The organism is Spirosoma sp. KNUC1025 (assembly GCF_045160025.1).
Taxonomy (GTDB): Bacteria; Bacteroidota; Bacteroidia; order Cytophagales; family Spirosomataceae; genus Spirosoma.
Map to the genome: position 1 here is coordinate 1011589 of NZ_CP087139.1, position 20388 is coordinate 1031976.

At 47.6% G+C, this 20388-nt stretch carries 16 protein-coding genes, 1 tRNA gene and 1 pseudogene; 1 reads left to right on the forward strand and 17 read right to left on the reverse strand.

Features of this window, described 5'->3' with window-relative positions:
* Positions 1-69: 69 nt before the first annotated feature.
* The 3 genes and pseudogenes from LN737_RS04375 to era all read right to left on the reverse strand — a co-directional run bounded on the left by LN737_RS04375 (position 70) and on the right by era (position 3284).
* A complete protein-coding gene (locus LN737_RS04375) occupies positions 70-378 on the reverse strand; it encodes a helix-turn-helix transcriptional regulator (RefSeq protein WP_405516551.1) in 309 nt (102 codons plus the stop codon).
* Positions 379-958: 580 nt separating this feature from the next.
* A pseudogene (gene der / locus LN737_RS04380) lies at positions 959-2265 on the reverse strand (ribosome biogenesis GTPase Der).
* A 98-nt stretch (positions 2266-2363) separates the two neighbouring features.
* Positions 2364-3284: a GTPase Era gene (gene era / locus LN737_RS04385; protein WP_405516552.1), complete on the reverse strand. Its 921-nt coding sequence runs from the start codon at positions 3282-3284 to the stop codon at positions 2364-2366.
* Positions 3285-3429: 145 nt separating this feature from the next.
* Between era and LN737_RS04390 the strand changes: the two genes are divergently transcribed.
* A tRNA-Met gene (locus LN737_RS04390) sits at positions 3430-3502 on the forward strand.
* Between the two features lie 158 nt (positions 3503-3660).
* On the opposite strand, the gene LN737_RS04395 is transcribed toward LN737_RS04390, so the two are convergent.
* From LN737_RS04395 to LN737_RS04460, 14 genes are read right to left on the reverse strand one after another with little or no spacing between them, the layout of a single operon-like run.
* Positions 3661-4890, reverse strand: coding sequence for a glycosyltransferase family 4 protein (locus LN737_RS04395; protein WP_405516554.1), 1230 nt, complete (start codon positions 4888-4890; stop codon positions 3661-3663).
* Positions 4859-6475, reverse strand: coding sequence for a heparinase II/III family protein (locus LN737_RS04400; RefSeq protein WP_405516556.1), 1617 nt, complete (start codon positions 6473-6475; stop codon positions 4859-4861). Before LN737_RS04400 ends, LN737_RS04395 begins: the two co-directional genes overlap by 32 nt.
* Positions 6468-8648 (reverse strand): bi-domain-containing oxidoreductase, encoded by a 2181-nt coding sequence (locus LN737_RS04405; protein WP_405516558.1) that lies wholly within the window; start codon positions 8646-8648, stop codon positions 6468-6470. The genes LN737_RS04400 and LN737_RS04405 overlap by 8 nt, the downstream gene beginning before the upstream one ends.
* A complete protein-coding gene (gene wecB, locus LN737_RS04410) occupies positions 8645-9739 on the reverse strand; it encodes a non-hydrolyzing UDP-N-acetylglucosamine 2-epimerase (RefSeq protein WP_405516560.1) in 1095 nt (364 codons plus the stop codon). The genes LN737_RS04405 and wecB overlap by 4 nt, the downstream gene beginning before the upstream one ends.
* Before the next feature lie 18 nt (positions 9740-9757).
* Complete coding sequence (locus tag LN737_RS04415; RefSeq protein ID WP_405516562.1) at positions 9758-10450, reverse strand: bifunctional 2-polyprenyl-6-hydroxyphenol methylase/3-demethylubiquinol 3-O-methyltransferase UbiG; 693 nt, start codon at positions 10448-10450, stop codon at positions 9758-9760.
* Positions 10428-11579, reverse strand: a complete 1152-nt coding sequence (locus tag LN737_RS04420) for a glycosyltransferase (RefSeq protein WP_405516564.1) — start codon at positions 11577-11579, stop codon at positions 10428-10430. The genes LN737_RS04415 and LN737_RS04420 overlap by 23 nt, the downstream gene beginning before the upstream one ends.
* Complete coding sequence (locus tag LN737_RS04425) at positions 11576-12610, reverse strand: glycosyltransferase family 1 protein (RefSeq protein WP_405516566.1); 1035 nt, start codon at positions 12608-12610, stop codon at positions 11576-11578. The genes LN737_RS04420 and LN737_RS04425 overlap by 4 nt, the downstream gene beginning before the upstream one ends.
* Before the next feature lie 10 nt (positions 12611-12620).
* A complete protein-coding gene (locus LN737_RS04430) occupies positions 12621-13952 on the reverse strand; it encodes a hypothetical protein (RefSeq protein ID WP_405516568.1) in 1332 nt (443 codons plus the stop codon).
* The gene (locus LN737_RS04435) at positions 13949-15205 is read right to left on the reverse strand and encodes a lipopolysaccharide biosynthesis protein (protein WP_405516570.1); all 1257 of its coding nucleotides are present in this window, start codon (positions 15203-15205) and stop codon (positions 13949-13951) included. The genes LN737_RS04430 and LN737_RS04435 overlap by 4 nt, the downstream gene beginning before the upstream one ends.
* Positions 15186-16232, reverse strand: coding sequence for a glycosyltransferase (locus LN737_RS04440; RefSeq protein ID WP_405516572.1), 1047 nt, complete (start codon positions 16230-16232; stop codon positions 15186-15188). The genes LN737_RS04435 and LN737_RS04440 overlap by 20 nt, the downstream gene beginning before the upstream one ends.
* 3 nt (positions 16233-16235) lie before the next feature.
* Entirely contained in the window at positions 16236-17528 is a 1293-nt protein-coding gene (locus tag LN737_RS04445; RefSeq protein WP_405516573.1) for a nucleotide sugar dehydrogenase, read from the reverse strand.
* A gap of 22 nt (positions 17529-17550) precedes the next feature.
* Positions 17551-18621: a GNVR domain-containing protein gene (locus LN737_RS04450; protein ID WP_405516575.1), complete on the reverse strand. Its 1071-nt coding sequence runs from the start codon at positions 18619-18621 to the stop codon at positions 17551-17553.
* Positions 18622-18631: 10 nt separating this feature from the next.
* Positions 18632-19768, reverse strand: coding sequence for an SLBB domain-containing protein (locus tag LN737_RS04455; protein ID WP_405516577.1), 1137 nt, complete (start codon positions 19766-19768; stop codon positions 18632-18634).
* Positions 19729-20376 (reverse strand): SLBB domain-containing protein, encoded by a 648-nt coding sequence (locus tag LN737_RS04460; protein ID WP_405516578.1) that lies wholly within the window; start codon positions 20374-20376, stop codon positions 19729-19731. The genes LN737_RS04455 and LN737_RS04460 overlap by 40 nt, the downstream gene beginning before the upstream one ends.
* Positions 20377-20388: the final 12 nt, after the last annotated feature.

Below are 20388 nucleotides of genomic sequence, written 5' to 3' on the forward strand. Positions count from 1 at the left end.
AAAAAATCACCCGGTGGGAGAGTACCTTTGTTACTCCTGCCGGGTGATTTTTTTATAAGGCCGAATTTATTAGTTAACGGCTTTGCTCTTATAGATGCATTCAATGACTTCAGAGACAGACGTATCGACTAAATAGTAATAAATATTTTTGCCTTTACGCCGAATATCAAGAATGCCTTTGTCTCGCATATTGATCAAATGATGAGAAATCAAAGACTGTTCAGCATTAAGGTTTTTATAAATTGCAGACACATTCAGTTCTTTGTCCTCATTCAGCATTTGAATTATTTTAATTCGTAGTGGGTGGGCTACGGCTTTGAGCACGTAAGCCGCCTTGTCAACTTTTTTCTCGTCATCCATAGTGTTATTGGTTGCCATAAAAAGGTTATTGATCGTTAGTTAATAGGGGGGATTAAGGGTAAAGAGGCATTTAACTGAAAAGTGTAGATACATGTAAAGGTACAACATGTTGACTATGAGAACAGATTTGCTAATTTAGAATAAATTTACTAGAAAACTTCACTATTTATCCTATTATAGGATGAAAGTACGTTTATAGGTGAACGTAGTTACTTAAAGGTAAGTAGAATAGATAGGAGCTTATATCATTACTAATTAGAATATGTAAATGTTTGAAAAAAATTAACGTAGGATTATATTGTGACGCTTAACTATCCGATACTTTATTAAATAGTTACGTAACTCAGCCCAATTGGGATTTTTACAGACAATTAAAATTGAGTATTAGCCAGCTGAAATCTATTATATCCGTTAATTGTTATGTAGGCTTGATAACAAACTTTGTAGTCGTATACGCAGAATTCGGGACTAGTTAGAACCGTTTGGTTATGACTAGTCCCGAATTTTCTATAGACAGTATCAATCTGCTCAGTAAACTTATTTATTCTAGCTCAGTTTCCAGGATTCAGATATACTTATGGTGCTGAATTAGAGCTAATTATTTTTGCCGGAAGAAAAGCGTTAGCGGCACACCTGTAAAGTCGAAGTGCTCGCGGAGACGGTTTTCCAGGAAGCGCTGGTACGACTCCTGAACGTACTGGGGTAGATTGCAGAAAAATACAAACGTTGGCGAGGGGTAGGAACCTGCAGCATATATTTTATTTTAACATGCTTCCCTTTTAGGGCTGGTGGCGGGTATTTTTCGATTTCTGGTTGCATGGCCTCATTTAGTTTCGAGGTAGAAACTTTCTTATTCTTATTTTCATATACCTCCATTGCTTTTTCCATCACCTGAAAAATGCGTTGTTTTTCGTGCACAGATGCAAAAATGATCGGTAGGTAATCGATAGGCATCATCCGCTGAATCATATCCTTTCGCCATACATCCGCCGTACGGTGGTCTTTTTCGACAGCGTCCCATTTATTAACCATAATCACAATACCTTTTTTTGCTTTCACAGCCTGGCCAATAATGGTTAAATCCTGAGCTTCAAGCCCTCGGGTGGCATCGAGTAGAATGATACATACATCCGACTCTTCCATAGCCTTAATCGAACGTAGCGTTGAATAAAACTCAATATTATCCTGAATGCGGGCTTTGCGCCGGATGCCAGCGGTGTCGGTCAGAATAAAATCCTTACCGTACGCTTTATAACGCGTGTCGATGGCATCACGGGTTGTACCGGCAATATCCGTAACAATGCTACGTTCCTGCCCCGTTAATACGTTCAGAAACGAAGACTTTCCAACATTGGGCCGCCCTAATATTGCAATGCGCGGAATACCTGCGTCAGGGTTTTCGACCCCCGCGGTTGGGAAATGTTTAACAATCTCGTCCAGCAAATCACCTGTACCGGTTCCTGTCATGGACGAAATCGGATAGGGATCACCCAGGCCAAGAGCATAAAATTCAGCTGATTGCAGCGACCGTTCCGTTACTTCAGCTTTATTGGCAACTACATAAACCGGCTTTTTCGACCGACGTAGTACGTCCGCAAAATCTTCGTCCAGGCCGGTAATACCAGTTTGGGTATCAACAACAAATAATAAGACGGTTGATTCCTGAATCGCAATTTCGACCTGCTCACGAATCGATTCTTCAAATACATCTTCTGAGCCAACGACGTAGCCGCCTGTATCAATCACTGTAAAATATTTGTCGTTCCACTCGGCCGTACCGTAATGCCGGTCGCGCGTAACACCACTCTGGTTGTCCATAATAGCCTGCCGTTGCTCGGTCAGACGATTGAACAGCGTGGACTTGCCCACGTTCGGGCGGCCCACGATTGCAACTATGTTTGCCATGATTTTAAGGAGAAAAGGGAGGAGAGGAGGAAAGGGAGGAAGAGAACTGGATTAATAAAACCCCTTGTCCCTTTCCTTCCTTTCTTCCCGGCCTCCTCTTATTCGTCATAACCCAACCGCTTGAGCATACGATCCTTCTGACGCCAGTCGGGTTCTACTTTGACGAATTGTTCTAAAAATACTTTTTTGCCGAAGAAGCGTTCCAGCTCTTCACGAGCCATGATGCCCGTTTTCTTGATCATTTTACCACCTTCACCGAGTAGAATAGCCCGTTGGGTAGCCCGCTCAACCAGAATTTCTGCCTGAATAACAATAATGTCCTCTTTCTCTTTGAAGCCAATAATAACGACTTCGCTGCTATAAGGGACTTCTTTCTTGTAGTTCAGAAAAATCTTTTCCCGAATAATTTCCGAGGCAAAAAAACGCTCCGGCTTATCGGTCAGCTCATCTTTCGGGAAATAGGGAGGGTGCAGGGGCAAGCGATTAATAATGCCTTCAAAAACTTTGTCAATGTTGAAGGCATTGAGCGCCGAAATGGGTATAATTTCCTCCGCTTTAAAATGCGTCTCCCAATATTCGATTTTCTCAAGAACCTGATCGTGCGTAGCCTGATCAATCTTGTTTATCAGCAGGAGAACAGGGACTTCTGATTTCTGGAGCCGCTCGATTACGTCATTCTCGTCATGCTGCTCGAAAATATCCGTAACAAAAAGCACCACATCGGCATCTTCAATCGAGCCACGTACAAAACTCATCATCGACTCATGAAGCTTGTACTGTGGCTTAATAATGCCCGGTGTATCCGAATAAACGAGTTGGAATTCCTGGCCGTTATGCGTTCCGTTGAGGATACCCATAATACGGTGGCGAGTAGTCTGCGCTTTGGAGGTTGTGATCGATAACCGCTCCCCGACGAGTTGATTCATCAGCGTTGATTTACCAACGTTTGGCTTACCAACGATACTGACAAAGCCGGCCTTATGATCGACCGGAAAATTTTCAATAATCTCTGTATTCATGCTGAGGTGATCCCACTCGCTGATTACCAGTGGCTTTAGCAAACAACTCCCTGTCGGCAAAAAACGTTTCCGAACGAGGATAAACTTTTTTTTACAAAGGTAGTTGTTTATTCGGAAAATCGCCGTACTTTTGCAGTCCAAACATCGCGGGATGGAGCAGTTGGTAGCTCGTTGGGCTCATAACCCAAAGGTCGCTGGTTCGAGTCCAGCTCCCGCTACTAAGCAAAAGCGTAAAAAGCTAATCTATAGTTTTTTACGCTTTTTTGTTTTGACTCGCCCACCGACTGATACAAGTATATCCTTCTAGCTTAGTTTATACCTTACTTCAGCGTACGATCAGGTGGATGACAGCCTGCCTAGATTGCCTGCTATTCAGTTACATAAACAACTGTTTTTGCAGACGTCTTGAATCCAATAATTTGCGAATTTGTCGGGCCATATCGCGACTGATGGTTTTCCGTTGAAAACGTCGGGTGAATTCAGTCCTAACTTCAGTACGATACGGGCTTTCGTGCAGATGCCTGATCATACTGGTTACATCGCCGGGTGGGAATAACAGGCTGTTGTTCAGGTGAGTGCGGACGAAAGAAGCGGCAAAACCAGCTACCCCCGCCAGAATGGGCTTGTCGGTTACGCCATAATCGAATAACTTGGATGGCAGTACTCGATTACAAACATCCAGGTCATTCAGGTGAACGAGCAAATAATCGGCATATTGATAGTTTGCAATTAATTCAGCCCGGCTAATGGGCTTGCGCAAATCAACGTTCAATACATTCTCCGCCCGAATCGCATTTTCTAATTGAAGTTTGGCGCTGCCGTCGCCAATGACTACGAAGCGATAACGGTCGCCCAACTGTCGGGCCGCTTGCGGAATAATTTTATGAAGACCCTGGCCGTCGCCGATATTTCCTGCGTAGAGAATCGTGGTAATCTGACCTGAAACACTTGCAGTTCTTTTTCTATGTTGAAAAAACGAGGTGAAATCCAGAAACATATCATCGATTCCATTCGTGTAATAGCTGTATGTAGCCTGGGTATACGGACTAAAATAGGAGCGGAAGCCTTCTGAAACGAGGTTAATGTGATTGGCCGAACGAAACGTAATGTTCTCAACCAGGCGCAGTACAGGATTTAGTATAAGGTGAATGAGCGGGTTTTTATGGACTTCTAAAATGCCTTCCCGAAACAGATCACGTATGTCTAAAACGAGCAGACTACGTTCCCTTCGAGCCAGTACGGCTCCCAGAAAAGCCGTAAACAATCGGGATGATGAAGCAAAAATTAAATCGTATTCCTGGGATTTAGTCAAACGAAGGGCTGCCCAAAAGTAGGTCCAGAACGACCGTATCTGATCAAACTGTCCTCCCTTGTGCGAAGGGATATTGATTCGATCAATGGTAACCCGGCAACCGTTACTCCGCCGATCCTCGTGTTCTGGAGCAGAGGGTTTATAGGATTTATAGCGATTCGGTTGTGTAGTTATAACCCGAATTTGGCTTCCTTCGGGTAGCTGTAAGCTTAATTCATTGACCAGCGACGTATTGCGGAAAGAACCCGGACTGAGGTCAGGCTCAAAATAAAAGGTTAGGTAAAGAATTTTCATGTAAAAGCGTTAAGGTGGTTGTCAGGGTATCTGTAAACGCTATTTCGAGGCATTGTCCCGATCGTAACCGGTTAAATCCTTCAGCCATAGTATATTGTGTGACGTAAAAATTGCAATCGGTTACACTAGTAAAGGAAAACCGAGTATTCCCGGCTACTACCTGGCTATCTTGTATGTATATCGGGATATCGGGATGGAAGTGAAAACGTGCTATACCAACTCGCTTTGCAACTGTATGGTGGTGGTCTGTCGGAATAAGTTGGTCAACGATTATTAATTGGGTTGACTCAACTGTCCAGCTACGTCTATGGATGACACCTGCTTTTTTATACCCGTCATGAGAAGCGGCCAGAAACGTATCAGTATCTTCGCTTACGGTAACCCATGCACGATGTCCAACCCGAAAGCCTGCCCAAACCTCCGACGAATTGGCGCCCGCTATTTCAACCGTGTTATGAGCGGCCGTACTTCGTTCATAATCTCGTTGCTGTCCAATCTGGTAAGTTGACGTTCCGCTGTCTATAATAAAAGGCTGGTTGTCCACATGGAGTACAAACGAAAACGTATCCGCGTGCGCGTGGCCTGGTTGGTGATCAGGTCCGATTGAACCCACGTCGCAGAAGAGTTCATAGCGGCTTTGACGAAATATTCGGTAACCGCTTGTTTTTAAGATCGTCTTAAGACTTGCCCGGGAAATTACCTGGTCGGCTTTTGTCAGAAGCTGTTTAGTGGTTAATGCAATACCCAAAGCGGCATCGTTTACCATCGGTACGTCACCATTACGGAAGGTAATCGCGTTGAGCCAACCGAGCATCTGACTTACTTTCTGAGTCAGGAAAGACACCAGATTTGGGTCGTCCTGCCAGCTATCGTGTTGGAGTGCCAGCATAACAAAAAGTAGCCGGTCGAGAAGAATCTGGTGATACATCGGACTTCGCTCGATATGGCCGCCATCTGCCAGAATCTGCGTGGTTATTTCGCTGCGAATTAGCTTTGAGGTTGTACGAAACCAGTGCCTGTGCTGGAAATACAAAGCGCCGATAAGGAGGGCAAAGCCGTTTTCCAGCAGATGATTCCCGCCGAGGTGATATTCAAGCCGCCGACGCAAAAGCCTCACCTGAGCGAACAGATGCGTGTTAATATACGCATCGTTGATCTGGTGGTAACTTAAAAATTGTACCCAGTTTATAATTCGTAACGAGGTTGGGTAGGGCTCTAATCCATCCCGTAACGTATCGGTTTGAATTATAAAATCACGTATCAGGCTAATTCCCGCATCCGGTGTTACGTTCGGCTGATTAAGAAAATCAAAATAGGTAAGGTTATACGTCCATAGTTTGCCGTGAGCCGCATAATTCCAGTCAATCTGCTGGTCAAAAACAACGGATTTATTCAAAAACGTAAATCCTCCATCGTTCCAGCATACCGGTTTGTCGGGAGTGGGCACTGTCAGAAAACAGGCTAGGGGCGTGTGAGTGGGTAAGTAAAGCCGTGGCCGACTGCGGACTCTGTTCCAAAGCTGATAAAAGATTTGGCGGACTGTCAGATGGCGTACTGTTCGCCAGATCAGACCGATATCAATCATGCTGCTGCGGCCGGGTCATGCCAATATTGGCTACATTGACCCAGCGGTTTTCCCGTAAACTTTGTAGAGCGGCCAGCATGGTTTGGGTTGTGTTGATAATGTCCGACAGAGGGATCAACTCTTGACTTGGCTCGTGCGCGTTGCTTTGACCGGTACGTACCTGACTTATCAACCGTTTCATCTGCTCAACATGTCCTTTGTTCTGCCGGCCCGACATCCGGGAGAATCCGTTAAATCCGTAGCCCGTTAGCTGCCGGAAATTGTCGAGTATCAGCGTTCGTTCCTGCGAGTACACTTCTACGCGTTCTTTTGCATACGCTTTGCTGCCGTTACTAAAATAATTTACTACGCCCATCGAACCGTTTTTGTAGCGGAGCAACAGCGAAGCCGAATCACTGCTTTCTGTAGGCTGGTGTCCCATTGCATTCAGGCAAACACTCGTCACAGAACTACCCGTTAGAAACGTAATTAAATCGACGAAATGGCAGGCTTCGCCCAGAATCCGCCCTCCTCCTATCGTTCGATCATGTACCCACGAATCGGCGGGAATAAAACCTGCATTGACAGTCACCACTACGTTCATCGGCAGATCACCGGGGCGACTTCCGCCTAAAAGATGCTTCATCTTCTGAGCAAAGGGCGAAAATCGGCGATTAAATCCAACAAGCAGTAAACGATTGCATGCCTGCTGGGCTTCAATAATTGGCAGCAGTTCATCTTCATAAATAGCCAGTGGTTTCTCGACAAATACGTGTTTTCCGGCGCGTAATGCCTCTACCGTCAGGCGGGCATGGCTATTATGCCGGGTTGTAATGATGCATAAGTCAACAGATGAATCGCTCAGAATTTGTTGATAATCAGTTGTACTTGTAAGGATGTTGTATTTTTTCGCCAGCAACGTAGCATTCAGCCCGCGTCGGCTTGCAATGGTTTTCAGGATAGCCCCCGCCGATTTAAGGGCGGGTAGCAAAACGGCATCCGTAAAATTGCCTGCGCCAATGATACCGACCGCGCCGGGACTGGACGTATACCGATTTTGGGAGAAGCAAATGGTTGAGGACAGTTCTACCTGTTCAGGATAGACCAGCAACGAGGCAATCCGTTGCGAACTGTTCATTGATCGATAAATGCTCTGGAAATCGGCAAACGGGACGCACTCGCTAATAAGGGGAGTTACGTTCAGCTGACCGCTCGCCAACTTTTGAAGAATTTCCTGAAAATTCCGATTAGCGGTCCAGCGAACGTAGCCGGGCGGATAATCGTGCCCCTGCTCATACGCATCATCGTAACGACCGGGGCCATACGAACAGGACACCTGAAAGGTCAACTCTTTCTCGTAAAAGTCGGCCCGGCTCAAGTGCAAACCGACTACGCCGATCAGAACAATTCGACCTCGTTTACGACTCATCCGGGCTGCCTGCGCTACCAGATCATTGCTTTTGGTCGAGGCTGTAATGAGTACGCCGTCGGCCCCTGGCAGGTTTGTGAGCCCTAAAATGGCTTTAACCGAATCGGTACCAGCATTCGGATTTACTGTTATAATTCCCAGTTGTTCGGCGAGTTGACATTTATACGCGTCGATGTCTATGCCAATCACCCGGCATCCGTGAAGGCGAAGTAGTTGAGCCGTTAGGAGTCCTATCAGGCCCAACCCCATTACTACTACCGTTTCGCCAAATGTGGGATTGAGTAGCCGGATGCCCTGTAGGCCGATAGCGCCAATAATCGTAAAAGCGGCTTCATCATCGCTGACCTTTTCCGGGACCGAGGCTACCAGGTTACGGGGTACACAAACAACTTCGGCGTGCGGTCCATTGGAAACTACCCGGTCGCCGATACGCAAATCCGTTACACCTTCGCCAATAGCCAATACGGTGCCGACGTTACAATACCCAAGCGGCAGCGGCTGATCCAGTTTACGAAAAACTGCTTCCAGTGTAGGCCGTAAACCGTCCGACTTAATTTTCTCAACTACCTGCTTCACCCGATCTGGTTGCTGACGCGCTTTAACCAGCAGATTTGCTTTCCCAAATTCAACCAGCATTCGTTCTGTCCCCAGTGATACCAGCGAACGATGGGTACGGATGAGTACCTGCCCCCGGCCTGCTTGTGGAACCGGTACGTCTTCGAGCTGGGTTTCGCCCGTTCTCAGATTCTGTATTAATTGTTTCATCTGTAGTTGCTTATGATTCGGGCAATTCGTTCGGCAGCATGGCCATCCCAGAAAGGCGGTATTTGTCCAATTTTAAACTGGCCATTCAGAATCTCATCCAACTTCTGACGTACCGTTGCCGGGTCAAGATCAGCCAGCAATTGATTGGTGCCGAGTTCAACGGTTATGGGACGCTCCGTCGAATTTCGAAAGGTTAGACAGGGGACTTGTAAGTACGTCGTCTCTTCCTGAACGCCCCCTGAATCGGTAACGACGGCGGCTGAATGTTCCATCAGATTCAGAAATTCCAGATAGCCCAGAGGGTCCAGTAGCCGAACATTGGCTATGCCCGTCAATCGGTCGAGTAAGCCGTTGTTGATAAGCGTTGTCTTTGTACGCGGATGGAGTGAAAACAGCACGGTTTTCCGGCAAGCAATAACTTCCATGAGTTGCAGAATTCGCTCCAAGCCAGGCCTGGTATCTACATTCGATGGCCGGTGCATAGTCATTAATACGTATTCTCCCGGTTCCAGACCCGTTGTTTCAACCAGATTACACATACTGGCTTCCTGGCGGTACTGGATCAGTGCATCAATCAGTACGTTCCCAACAAAATGGATTCGATTATCGGCAACCCCTTCAGACCGCAGATTATCAACGCCGGACTGTTCCGTGACAAACAGCAAATCGGCGAGTAAATCGGTGTGCATTCGGTTGCGTTCTTCTGGCATTTGACGGTTGCCCGAACGTAATCCGGCTTCTACATGCGCAACGCGGATACCAGCTTGTGAAGCGGCCCATGCACAGGCAAATGTGCTGGTGACATCCCCAATCACCACTACCCAATCGGGTTTTTCAGCTGCCAAAACGGGTTCAAAATTGAGCAGGATATTGGCTGTTTGCCGACTTTGCGAACCAGTGCCAGCGTTGAGGTGATAGTGAGGTTGGGGCAAATTGAGCTGACGAAAGAATATATCACTTAGATTGGGGTCATAATGCTGACCGGTATGGACAATTTTCGCGTCAATAGTTGGATCAGTCCGGAAAGCCTGGTGTAAAGGCGCTGCTTTTATGAAATTTGGGCGCGCACCAACAATGGTCAGTATCTTCATTCGGTTAGATGTAGCGTCTTAGGTATTTCGTTTTCGGCAGACCATAATAAACAGATTATTGACGTACTGCCGGGCTAACAGCGGCTTCAGCAGCCGTGAAATCGGATCATGATTTGACAGATAGACAGTTTCCAGTACGTCGAATTCCCATTGGCTAAGTTCCTGAGTAAGCACTGCTTCAGTGGAGCGGTTGCGGATATGGCCAACGTAGGCCGGTTGCCCTGTCAGTTGGAATATAATTCGCTCAACTCGTCGGTAAACACTGAGCGAATTTGGAATAGAGACGAACAGAATCCCATTCGGCTTCAGCAGAGTCCTAACTTGCTGAATAAGTGGTGCCATAGGATCAATGTATTCAAGAACGCTGGACAGCACAATCGCATCCTGCTGTTGATATACAGCAAGGTCATCTACGGGTAGCGATTGGCGTATATACTGTACGTTCGGTGAGGTTTTTTTCTCATTGCAGAGCTTAATCATAGCCGGAGAACCATCAATGCCTGTTACCCGACAGCCTTTTTCGGCCAGGTAGTTGCTAAAAATACCGGACCCGCAACCCATATCCATGACCTGATCGGTCTGTCGTATATAGCGATCAAATAAGGTGGTCCAGACCTGAAACCGATCTCGAAAAGCAGGGGATGATTCATACTTTTGATCGAACCGGGCGGCTATATCATTATGAAAATCAATGGCGTTTCGGCTGGACATCTGTTCGTTCGTCGAGAATGGTTTGGTAAAAGCGAATCCACACATCTATATTCTGTAAAATATCATAATGGCGCCGGGCCAGTTCTATCGCTCGTTTTCGATAATCAGCATAGTCGTTGGCGGGCATTGTCAGGTAGGTTTCGATAGCCTGTCGCAGCGACTCAGGTTCGTTGCTAACCCAACTACCGGCTCGTTCGGTTGCCAGCAGTTGCCAGGGCGTACCTGTCGACGCGATAACGGGTGTTCCCTGTGCGAGGGATTCAATCACTACGTTGCCAAAATTTTCAGAATGCGAGGGTAGTATCGTGATAAAGGCATCCGCGTAGAGCTGCTCTTTCATCGTTCCATATACGGCTTCCTCAATTATTATTTTAGACTCCAGATGTAGCGCGTGAACGAGTTCTCTGAGTTTTCGACTGTAGGCTTTATCATCTTCAGGCCCCACAATTCGTAGCCGATATGAACGCTCACAAAACTGAGTAGACATACTCACTGCTTCAATCAATCGGTCAATAGCTTTAATAGGATGTAATCGCCCGATAAAAAGCAGATAAGGCTCTTGTGGCGGGTTCGGCGTCAGGGGTACCGGTAGTTCCAGCATGTTGCGGATTTCATGAACCCGGCTATTCGGCCCAAAATGACTACGTACATCGAACGTTTCAGCTTCAGAAGTTGTGTGAAAACAGACGGAAGCGCTACAATACCTGAACAGCTGGAGTAATCGCTTCTTTAAACGAGGGCGGAAACGTAGTGCGGCTGGACTTAATTCGCCGTGGGGCGACCAGACAACCGGTTTATTCATCAGACGGCTTAGGATCACCCAAACAATTGAGGCTGGATAAAATAGGCTGTTAACGTGAACGACATCCGACTGGCGAATGGCCCGCCAGCTATACCACACATGGACAAAGGGCAGATAGAAATGCGGATTTCGAGTGTAAATCACCTGTCCGCAATCCGTAGTTAACCACTGATTAAGCCGTACTGCTGGTGGCAAATAATGCGACGTAGCCACAACTGTTACGTTATGCCCGGCTTTTGTTAGCGCTTTAGCCTGCCAGTAAATAGCGCTGCTGGGACCACCTACCTGAGCTGGATAAAAGCAATCAGCCGACATCGAAATCTTCATCGTAAGCGGAAATAATCAGGTGAAACAGGCTTTGCCGACGATTGGAGTTGGTGGTAGAGGGTTATGTACTGATCGGCTACCGTTACTGCTGAATATCGCTGGACATTCTTCAGCCCGGCGTCAATCAGGCATTGTCGGTACGTGCTATCATGAATCAGCTGTAAAATGCCCTGTCGGATAGACGTTACATTAGTAGGGTTAACAAGGTGAGCCGATCCGGCGGCAACGTCGCACATAGGTGATAAATTGGACGTAATAACAGGCCGACCAATGGCATTTGCTTCGAGAATTGGCATCCCAAAACCCTCGTACGTCGATATAAACGTAACAATGGTGCAGTCCCGAAATAGCTGAATAATTTCGTCCCGGCGCAGATTGACGTAATGTCGATACGTAATGCTGTGTTGATCCAGCTCCGCAATAATTTTTTCGGATAGAGGGCCAACAATGCTTAAAATACAGTCTATTCCCCGAATGGCAGCAATCAGGTTCGATAGGTTTTTGTGCGGAGCCGTTCCGATTTGCAGCAGTTGAGGTGAATCTTTTAGAACGAACATTGGCTGGTACAGGCAGGCCGGATCGTAGCAATTGGGTACAACGGTCACTTTCCGAGCAACCGAACCCACGTACTGAATCAACTCCTGCCGTGTTTTCTCCGATACGGACGTTACAACAGCCGCTCGGCGGATAGGGAGGTAGTACCAGAATAGCCAGAAAAAAGCAAACCGTACTGGCCGTCTAAGATTGGTTTTGAGCGTAACACAATCATGAATCGTCAGTATGGTTTGAGACGATGGTAACGCCAGAGCAGCATAATGAATATCGCCGGTAATATGAAAGACGTCAGCGTTTAACCGGGTTACAAACCGCAGATTTCGCCAGATGCTACGTATACCCTGACTGATAAAAGGGAGATGGACGGCCTTTACCGGCACACCTGATTGCTTCTCGACAACCTCTTGCAGAGTACCGAATAATGATTCAATACTATGGCCCGTACCCGAACTACGGAACAGGTAAGTGAGATTCACAATTAGTTAGTTATAGGTGGCTACCGGCACGTCTAAACAACCAGAAGAGCAGGGCAATAAAAATGGCATTATTGGTCAGGCTACCCCAGGTAGAAAGAATGTCTGTTTCCATCGTTAGACACCCAATGTACAGCATTGGTAACCAAAAAATGATAGTAGGTGTACATGAGGATAGATAAAGAACATATTTAAAAACACTGCCCAGTAGAAGTCCGTATACCAAAGCGAACAAAATTCCGCCGTATCCGAAGTTGACATACCCCTCACCCAGTGGGGATAAATTAATGCTGGTATTTTCCGACTGGGGCAGCGTAGTAAACCGGTGAATATTCTCATAACCACCAGTTTGTGGCTTGCTTTCCCAGATGAGTCGGGGCACGAAGGGGTATAAAAATGATAGCAGAACTTCACCCTTTGCGAAGGGCTCATGCATGGGCACTTTTGCCATTGCGCTGCCAATCATGATTCCCTGATTGAAGCGCACAAAGGATAGAAAAAGATGATCGATGTTAAACAGCTTTTCGGGATTGGTTAGCCGATCCGCTACCAGATCGCCTAATAAGGCTGCATTACCATTACGTTCTCCCCGGTGATATCCCCATGTATTAAAGCGGTATTCGCCTTTAACTGATTGAATCAGCAGTAAGAATAAAAAAGCCAGCATGACAAAAACGCTTTTAACGCGGGTAGATAGCCACGCTGGTACGCTGGCAGCGCCGAAAAGGGTTGTCAGCATCAGCCAGAAAAACAAATCCCCGAACATACCTGCTCTGACAGTATACGTTAGCAGCACCACGGCTACCAAACCAATAATCAGAAATCGGTACGTATTTCTGGAATAATACACGTAAAACACGCTGATAAACAGGCAGTAGGAGGGGAGCGTACCGAGAATAGCAGGAACATTAGGGACAAAAAATTTGGTGAGGAAACCGCTTAAGCCAATGAAAAATAAGACAATTCCAACCGACTGTTTATGGTGAAGATATTGCCGGGCAGCGTCAACGTAAGATTTATGTGATCGATAAGAGTGACTGTTTGCAAACAAATGAATGCCTAGATAAAAGGCACTGTAAGCTGGTAATGCATAGCTGAAATAGGGTGTCGACTCAATAGGCATGGAAGCTGGAAATACCCAGTACGTAATGGCCGGAACCAGCAAAATCTCAAGAGCAGCAATAGCCTGAATGCATTCCAGCAGTGCAATTCGTTCGCCGATAAGATGGATGAACGTCAAAAATACGTACACAGATAAGGCTACCGCCGTGGCTTCGAGAAGCGTGATGTCTGGCAGTTGTACCAGCAACCCAAATATTAGAAAACAAACCAGCAGCCGGTTCATGAATCAACGGATTTTGTCGGTTTCATAAACAGCCAGCAAGCCAGCAAAAACTGGCCGACAAAGCCTGTTAATGTGGCAATGGCGGCTCCTGTAATACCCATTCGCGGAATCAGTAGCAGATTAAAGCCAACGTGCAGAATGGCTCCCAGTACATTGTGCCATAATACGAACTTCGTATGCCCGAATACGTACCATTTTAGTTCGAGCAGGTGAATGCTGGTGAGAAATAAATAACCAGCAGCTACGATTGGGCCGATGAAGTAAGCCATCGTGTAATTCTCTGACAACAGCAGATTTCCAATCCAATCCCGATTCGCATAATAAAACAGACATACTGCGCTGGCCAGAAATACGTAATAAATAAGGTAACGCCCGATCAATGGATTCGCTGTTTCCGGCGGTTTCCCCGCAGCGCGTGTCTGTAAAACTTTGGGAGAGAGTAGCGACAGTAGCGGAGCTACCAGCAGCAAAAGTTTCGATCCCAGCCCGTAGCCCATTGCGTATTGCCCAACGTCAGCCTCAGACAGATAGATTCGAATCAGAAAGCGGTCGGCATAATTAATAAGCCAGCCCCAAAAAGCCAGACTGACGAGCGGACCAACGTATTGTCGGTAAGGCTGATATAACGCAGCCGTTGTTTCTTGGTGGCTAATAGGCGTGCCATGAGTCCGAAAAAGCCGCCATATTACGATAACCGACCAGCTTGAATTCACTATTAGCAAGACCAGCCAGATGCCGGTTAAGGTACGTTGATGAAAGCCAATTACCACAAAAGTGAAGACCAGTAACGTACTTAGGCTGTTGCCAGCCTGAAGCAATGTAAAACCTCGGTGTTGACCCGTCGCATTCAGGTAGTTACTCCCGAACTGAAAAATTCCCTGTCCTACAGCCACACCCCAGATGATTCCAAAAATTGGCGTCTGGTAATACGTTGTTGCCAGCAAAACTGGCAGCGCCAAAGCCAGATAGAGTCCGGCCAGCATTCGGCTATAAAAGGTAAAAACCTGTTTCGGCGAAAACTGAGAAAGTGCTGCTTTGAACGACTGTAGGGTGGGCGTTATAAAAAGGCTATACAGCAGTGCCATTGTAATAAATAGCAAACTGTATTCTCCCCAAACGGTCGGCGAAATGTAGATAGCCGCGAGTTTTCCATACGACAGTCCCGCTACTGCCGCTATCCCCTGACCACATGCCAGAAGGATTAAAGACCGGGCTGGAGCAGAAGGAAGTGCATTACGTACCCGATTCAGCATAAGCGGGCAATAAGTGAGCGTCGACTATACGGAGTAGGTTGACAACTCGCCGGTCGAAGGTGTGGTGTTGCTGAAAATGCTGGTATTGTTGTTGGGCAAGTTCATGTCGTTCAGTGGCATGAGCCAGATAATACCTGATTTTGTCGATAGCCTCCTCCATGGTTCGATAGGTTACCTGATCAGCCGGTACGCCCGTATATTCATCAAGAGTTGGTTTATAATCGCAGAGCTGAAAACCTCCGATACCGTTAATTTCAAAATACTTCTGGTTGACGGATGTAATTTCGGCGTAATGGAAATTATTGAAAACGATTTTGGCGCCGTACAATAGTCGATTTTTGGCTGCTCCGGTCAGATACTGCTGCCGAAACACCGACTCCACAGCCAGACTTATATACGGTCCTTTCGTGCCATAAACAGCTACCTTTATTCCAGCCTGTATCAACTGTTCAACCATACGGGCACGGTATGCATACAGGTTGCCGAACACCAGTACGTCGATGTTTGTCAGCCATTCGGCCACAACTTTTTCAACTGGTGGTTTCTGATGAATGCGCGGGTTGAATCCCTCCGGCAGATAGTGAGCGTTGCGGCCTGCTTTGTTACGTAAAAAATCAACGATATACGGTTCCTTGGAAAAATAACAGTCGAAATCAGCGGCAATGATCTGCTGTTTCTCCAAGTTCGACAGGGCATCCGGATTGATCTGAACAACCGGTACAGCGGGCAATTTTCGTTTAATCTGCTCCACCAATACTGGGTGAAGGTTTCGATACACAACCAGTACTAAGTCGGGTTGATGGTTCACGATTTTATCCGCCAGTCGCTGGCTTAGCAGCCGGTCATAGCTACGAATGAAACGTGAACCCCAGTAATTGATTTTTGGCGAAACGGGAATCACGTCCGATACATCGAGTATCGAAGCCGTATGGCCGAGCGTACGGAGTGAATCACACAGGTGGTATTCGAGCGAATCGAAAGCTTTACTGCCTAGTATACTTACTTGCATAATGGCTTTTTTTTGCATGGGTTACAGGCGCCAGTATGTAACCTCATCGCCTTTCGTTACGGTGTATAACCCTTTCAAATCCAGCAAGATGGGTGTGCCATTCATCAGACTTTTGAAGTACTGTACATCCAGGGATTTGTATTCGCCATGCCCCACGGCTACAATCACGGCGTCGTATTGATCCGAGGGTTTATCGATGAGCGTCAGGCGATATTCATGGGCCACCTCATTCGGGGATGCATGCGGATCGACAATGTGGACATTGATGGCGTATTTCATCAATTCGCGTACAAGGTCCGCCACCTTCGAGTTACGGATATCGGCAATATTTTCCTTGAAGGTCAGGCCCATCACCAGCACTTTAGCCTGCCGCGGGTTCTTCTCCCGCTGAAGGAGCATCTGCACCAGTTTGGTCGCTATATAGGCTGGCATGCCATCATTAATACGTCGGCCGGAGTGAATTACCTGTGGGTCGTAACCAACCTGACGTGCCTTGTAAAGCAGATAATACGGGTCAATGCCTATACAATGTCCACCGACCAGGCCGGGAGTAAACGGCAGGAAATTCCATTTTGTCGCAGCTGCTTTGATCACCTCTTGTGTGTCGATACCAAGCTTATCGAAGATAATGGCCAGCTCGTTCATGAGCGAAATGTTTAAATCGCGCTGTACATTCTCGATTACTTTGGCGGCTTCGGCTACCTTTATCGTGGGTGCTGTATAGATACCAGCCCGAATGATACAGCCATATACGTCGGCAATGGTTTGTGCTGCAAGGGCGTCATTGCCCGACACGACTTTGAGAATATCAGGAAGTGTACGAACCTTATCGCCGGGGTTAATTCGTTCGGGTGAGTAGCCTAATTTAAAATCCCTTCCCAGTTTTAATCCCGAGTGTTTCTGAAGAATGGGTAAGCAGTCATCCTCAGTGCAGCCCGGATACACAGTTGACTCGTAAACTACGTAATCGCCGGGTTTCAGCGCTCGCCCGATCAATTCGGAAGCTCGCTGCAGCGGCTTCAAATCGGGTACTTTGTAATCATCAACCGGGGTGGGTACGGCTACCACAAAAAAATGCGCCTGTTTCAGATCGTCAGCGTTGGCGGTGAACGTAATGTCGGCTCCGGTAAAGGCTTCGGAGGCAATAGCTCGTGAAGGATCTTCCGCCCGTTGCAGCATGGCTACGCGGTCGGCATCGATATCGAAGCCGATTACGCGAAACTGACGGGCAAACTCAAGGGCAATCGGCAAACCGACATACCCTAAGCCAACCACGGCAATTTGTTTCTTTTTCTGTTGAAGGTCGTTTAGCAAAGGAATGGATAAGGTTAAGTGGTCAATCCGTTATTATTCGCAGGCTGGTTAATGCATCTGTCTTTCTGATCAGTACGTATACAACGCCAAAAACAAGCCCAATGGCAGCCGAAAGCACAACTATCAGCGTTCGTTTCGGTGAAATACGTTTGAGCGGTACCTGAGCCGGTTCAAGTACTTTAAAAACCGGCGTTCGCTCCTGCACTTTCAGTCTCGCCTGCTCAAACTGGCGGGATAGCTCGGTGTATACTGTCTGAGCAATGCTCAATTCGGCTTCCAGACGCTGTTTGTCCATTGTAGCCGCCTGCACAACGTAGTATTTGTGCTGGTCATTATAACGAAATACATTAAGCTGGGCAGTCTGGAAACGTTGGCGGGCTTCGTTCCGGCGCTGTGTGTAAAACTGTAAATCCTGCCGAGCTTTGCCGGTGCGGTAGCTTGTAACGTACTGAGTCAAGTAGTCCATTGCCAAATGAGCTACAGCTGCTGCCACGTTGGCATCGGGCATGGTAGCCGTGATGGTGATTATTCCGGAGCGGGTATCGAGTTTAGCGCTGACGCGTTCGCTGATCTCGTCTGCCAGGTCACGCTGCCGGGCTGATAGGCGCACAGGACCAGCAGGTTTACTACGTTCCAAATGCCGTACGGTCTCATCCCGGCCAGGTGAAAAAAGCCGTTTCAACGACCAACCCTTGTTTTCGGGCGCCAGGAATTGTCCTATGGTTGTCGGATGGTCGTCGGTTGTGGTGACAGGTTGGTCGATCAGGTAAAGAATAAAAGGGGTGCTTTGCAGTACGTTGGGGTATAAGTCCGGCCGGACAGCATCGAGACCTTCTGTTTCGGCAAAATCCATCCCGGCGAACCCAGCTACCGACGCCAGCCGCTTAAACATATCGCCCGAACCATTACTCATTTCGGGCATAATACGCGCTTCAGATCGAAATTCCGGTTCTAACAGAAGCGCGGTTACTATCCCTAAAATGCTGAAAGCAGCTACGGTAATCAAAACCCGGCTGCGCTCCGGCCAAACCGCTTGGACTACGGTAGCTGGCGAAAGGTTTCGAAACATGAGCGGGTAGGCTTGCGTGGTCATCCGAAAGAATTTAATTCGTAAACAAACGTAGTGCCGTCAGTAATACCGCCACGCCCGATGCAATTACGGTCAGCCAGGCCGCCCGTTCGGTAGATGAAACCTTGTTAGGTTCTTTGGGCAATACAGCAGGTACTACAATTTCAGACCCTCGTTCTGGTTTTGGATACGAACGAATACCCAAAAACGAATGGGCAGGCTTAATCTTCCCATTAGCCGCTACCGTATAGGATTTTCGCCGAAGGGATTTATTGGTAAAACCGCCAGTTTCGTCAATGTAATCACGAAATGATTTGGCCGGGTCGAATTCAATTGTCGCGGGATTCAGTACCTCGCCCCGAATCCGAACGATGTCGGGCCGTCGTGGTAACGTCAGCACATCGCCGTCTTCGAGTAAAAGATTGCCCGCTACGTTCGGCTCATCCAGAATTTTGCGAATATCGAGCGATACCGTTTCGCCTTTCCGCACAAATTGAGCGGCCGGTAAATACGCATCTGTTTTCAGCCCACCTGCCCGGTTGATGAGGTCCGTAATTCGATCGGTCGAGGTGCGAATAGCGTAGGTTCCCGGATAGGCCACTTCACCGGCAATACTAGCTCCTTTCTGCGCTTCGTAGCGGGGCGACGTTCGCACAAAAACCTGATCGAACGGACGTAACGTTAGCTGTGCGTCGGCTGGGGCCAACCGCAACTGCTGATCAATCACGACCGTAAGCAGTCGGACATTCTGGCTATTCGCCAGATCGCTGGTATCCTCCTTTACGCGCCGGGCTATTTCTATCCGTGATGAAATCGCTGCGTCTGTGAACCCTTCAGCCAGCACAACCAGATTCGCCACCGTCATGCTATCAACGAAATCGAACGTACCCCCTTTATTGACCGCACCCTGAATCGATACAGTACGTTTCTGTCGTAATTCAGCTATCGTATGAACATGAAGCTGGTCGTTCTGCTGAAGAGGTATGTCGGCTGCTTCGCCCCTCAACAGTTTTCCTAGGTCGATTGAAATAAGTTCGGGATCAAGGTTTTTGCGCAAACGGCGAAGCGTAGCCCGGTTCAGAAAGGCTTCTTCGCGTAAGCCATCCGCTTTCTGAATAAGCTGCCGAACTGTCAATTCCTTCGACAAGGCATAGTCACCCGGTCGAAACACGGCTCCACTGATGCTAACTTTGTTGTTGACCCGATCCAGAATGGCGCCAACAACGTAACGATCCCCAGCCTGCGGATTAAATAGGCGATGTCAGCAGTATTCACTGTTATCAGCTCCTGCTCAGTAGGCGTGTTTCGGTGCAGATTGACGGAAGCCGTATAGGCTCGATCTGTAAATTCTCCGGCGAAAGCCAGGGCATTTTTTAGTGTTTCTCCCACGCGCATTTCGTACAGGCCGGGCTGTTTCACTTCCCCCGCCAGTTCAATGCGCGTGCTATAATGATCAACAAAAACGATGTCCTGATCGAGCAGACGGATATTATTCCGCTGGTCGGCCCGTAGCAGAAAATCGTAGATGTCGAGCGTTCGCACAAGCCGATTGCTCCGATACACCCGAATATTCCGAAATGAACCCCGATCCGGCGATGGACCACCAGCGGCATAGAGAGCATTGAAGACAGTGGTCAGTGACGATAAGGTGTACGTACCCGGCCGGACAACTTGCCCCAGCAGTGTTACTTTTATACTTCGAACACTGCCGAGTGTGACCTGAGCGTGTAGGCCGCTATTGGCTGTGTTAAGTCCTTGATAGAGGACGCGTAGTCGCATGACGATACGTTG

Excerpts from the sequence above, each read along its gene's own strand:
- LN737_RS04375 (WP_405516551.1), bottom strand. The coding sequence starts at position 378 with ATGGCAACCAATAACACTATGGATGACGAGAAAAAAGTTGACAAGGCG.
- era (WP_405516552.1), bottom strand. The coding sequence starts at position 3,284 with ATGAATACAGAGATTATTGAAAATTTTCCGGTCGATCATAAGGCCGGC.
- LN737_RS04395 (WP_405516554.1), bottom strand. The coding sequence starts at position 4,890 with ATGAAAATTCTTTACCTAACCTTTTATTTTGAGCCTGACCTCAGTCCG.
- LN737_RS04400 (WP_405516556.1), bottom strand. The coding sequence starts at position 6,475 with ATGATTGATATCGGTCTGATCTGGCGAACAGTACGCCATCTGACAGTC.
- LN737_RS04405 (WP_405516558.1), bottom strand. The coding sequence starts at position 8,648 with ATGAAACAATTAATACAGAATCTGAGAACGGGCGAAACCCAGCTCGAA.
- wecB (WP_405516560.1), bottom strand. The coding sequence starts at position 9,739 with ATGAAGATACTGACCATTGTTGGTGCGCGCCCAAATTTCATAAAAGCA.
- LN737_RS04415 (WP_405516562.1), bottom strand. The coding sequence starts at position 10,450 with ATGTCCAGCCGAAACGCCATTGATTTTCATAATGATATAGCCGCCCGG.
- LN737_RS04420 (WP_405516564.1), bottom strand. The coding sequence starts at position 11,579 with ATGAAGATTTCGATGTCGGCTGATTGCTTTTATCCAGCTCAGGTAGGT.
- LN737_RS04430 (WP_405516568.1), bottom strand. The coding sequence starts at position 13,952 with ATGAACCGGCTGCTGGTTTGTTTTCTAATATTTGGGTTGCTGGTACAA.
- LN737_RS04435 (WP_405516570.1), bottom strand. The coding sequence starts at position 15,205 with ATGCTGAATCGGGTACGTAATGCACTTCCTTCTGCTCCAGCCCGGTCT.
- LN737_RS04440 (WP_405516572.1), bottom strand. The coding sequence starts at position 16,232 with ATGCAAAAAAAAGCCATTATGCAAGTAAGTATACTAGGCAGTAAAGCT.
- LN737_RS04450 (WP_405516575.1), bottom strand. The coding sequence starts at position 18,621 with ATGACCACGCAAGCCTACCCGCTCATGTTTCGAAACCTTTCGCCAGCT.
- LN737_RS04460 (WP_405516578.1), bottom strand. The coding sequence starts at position 20,376 with ATGCGACTACGCGTCCTCTATCAAGGACTTAACACAGCCAATAGCGGC.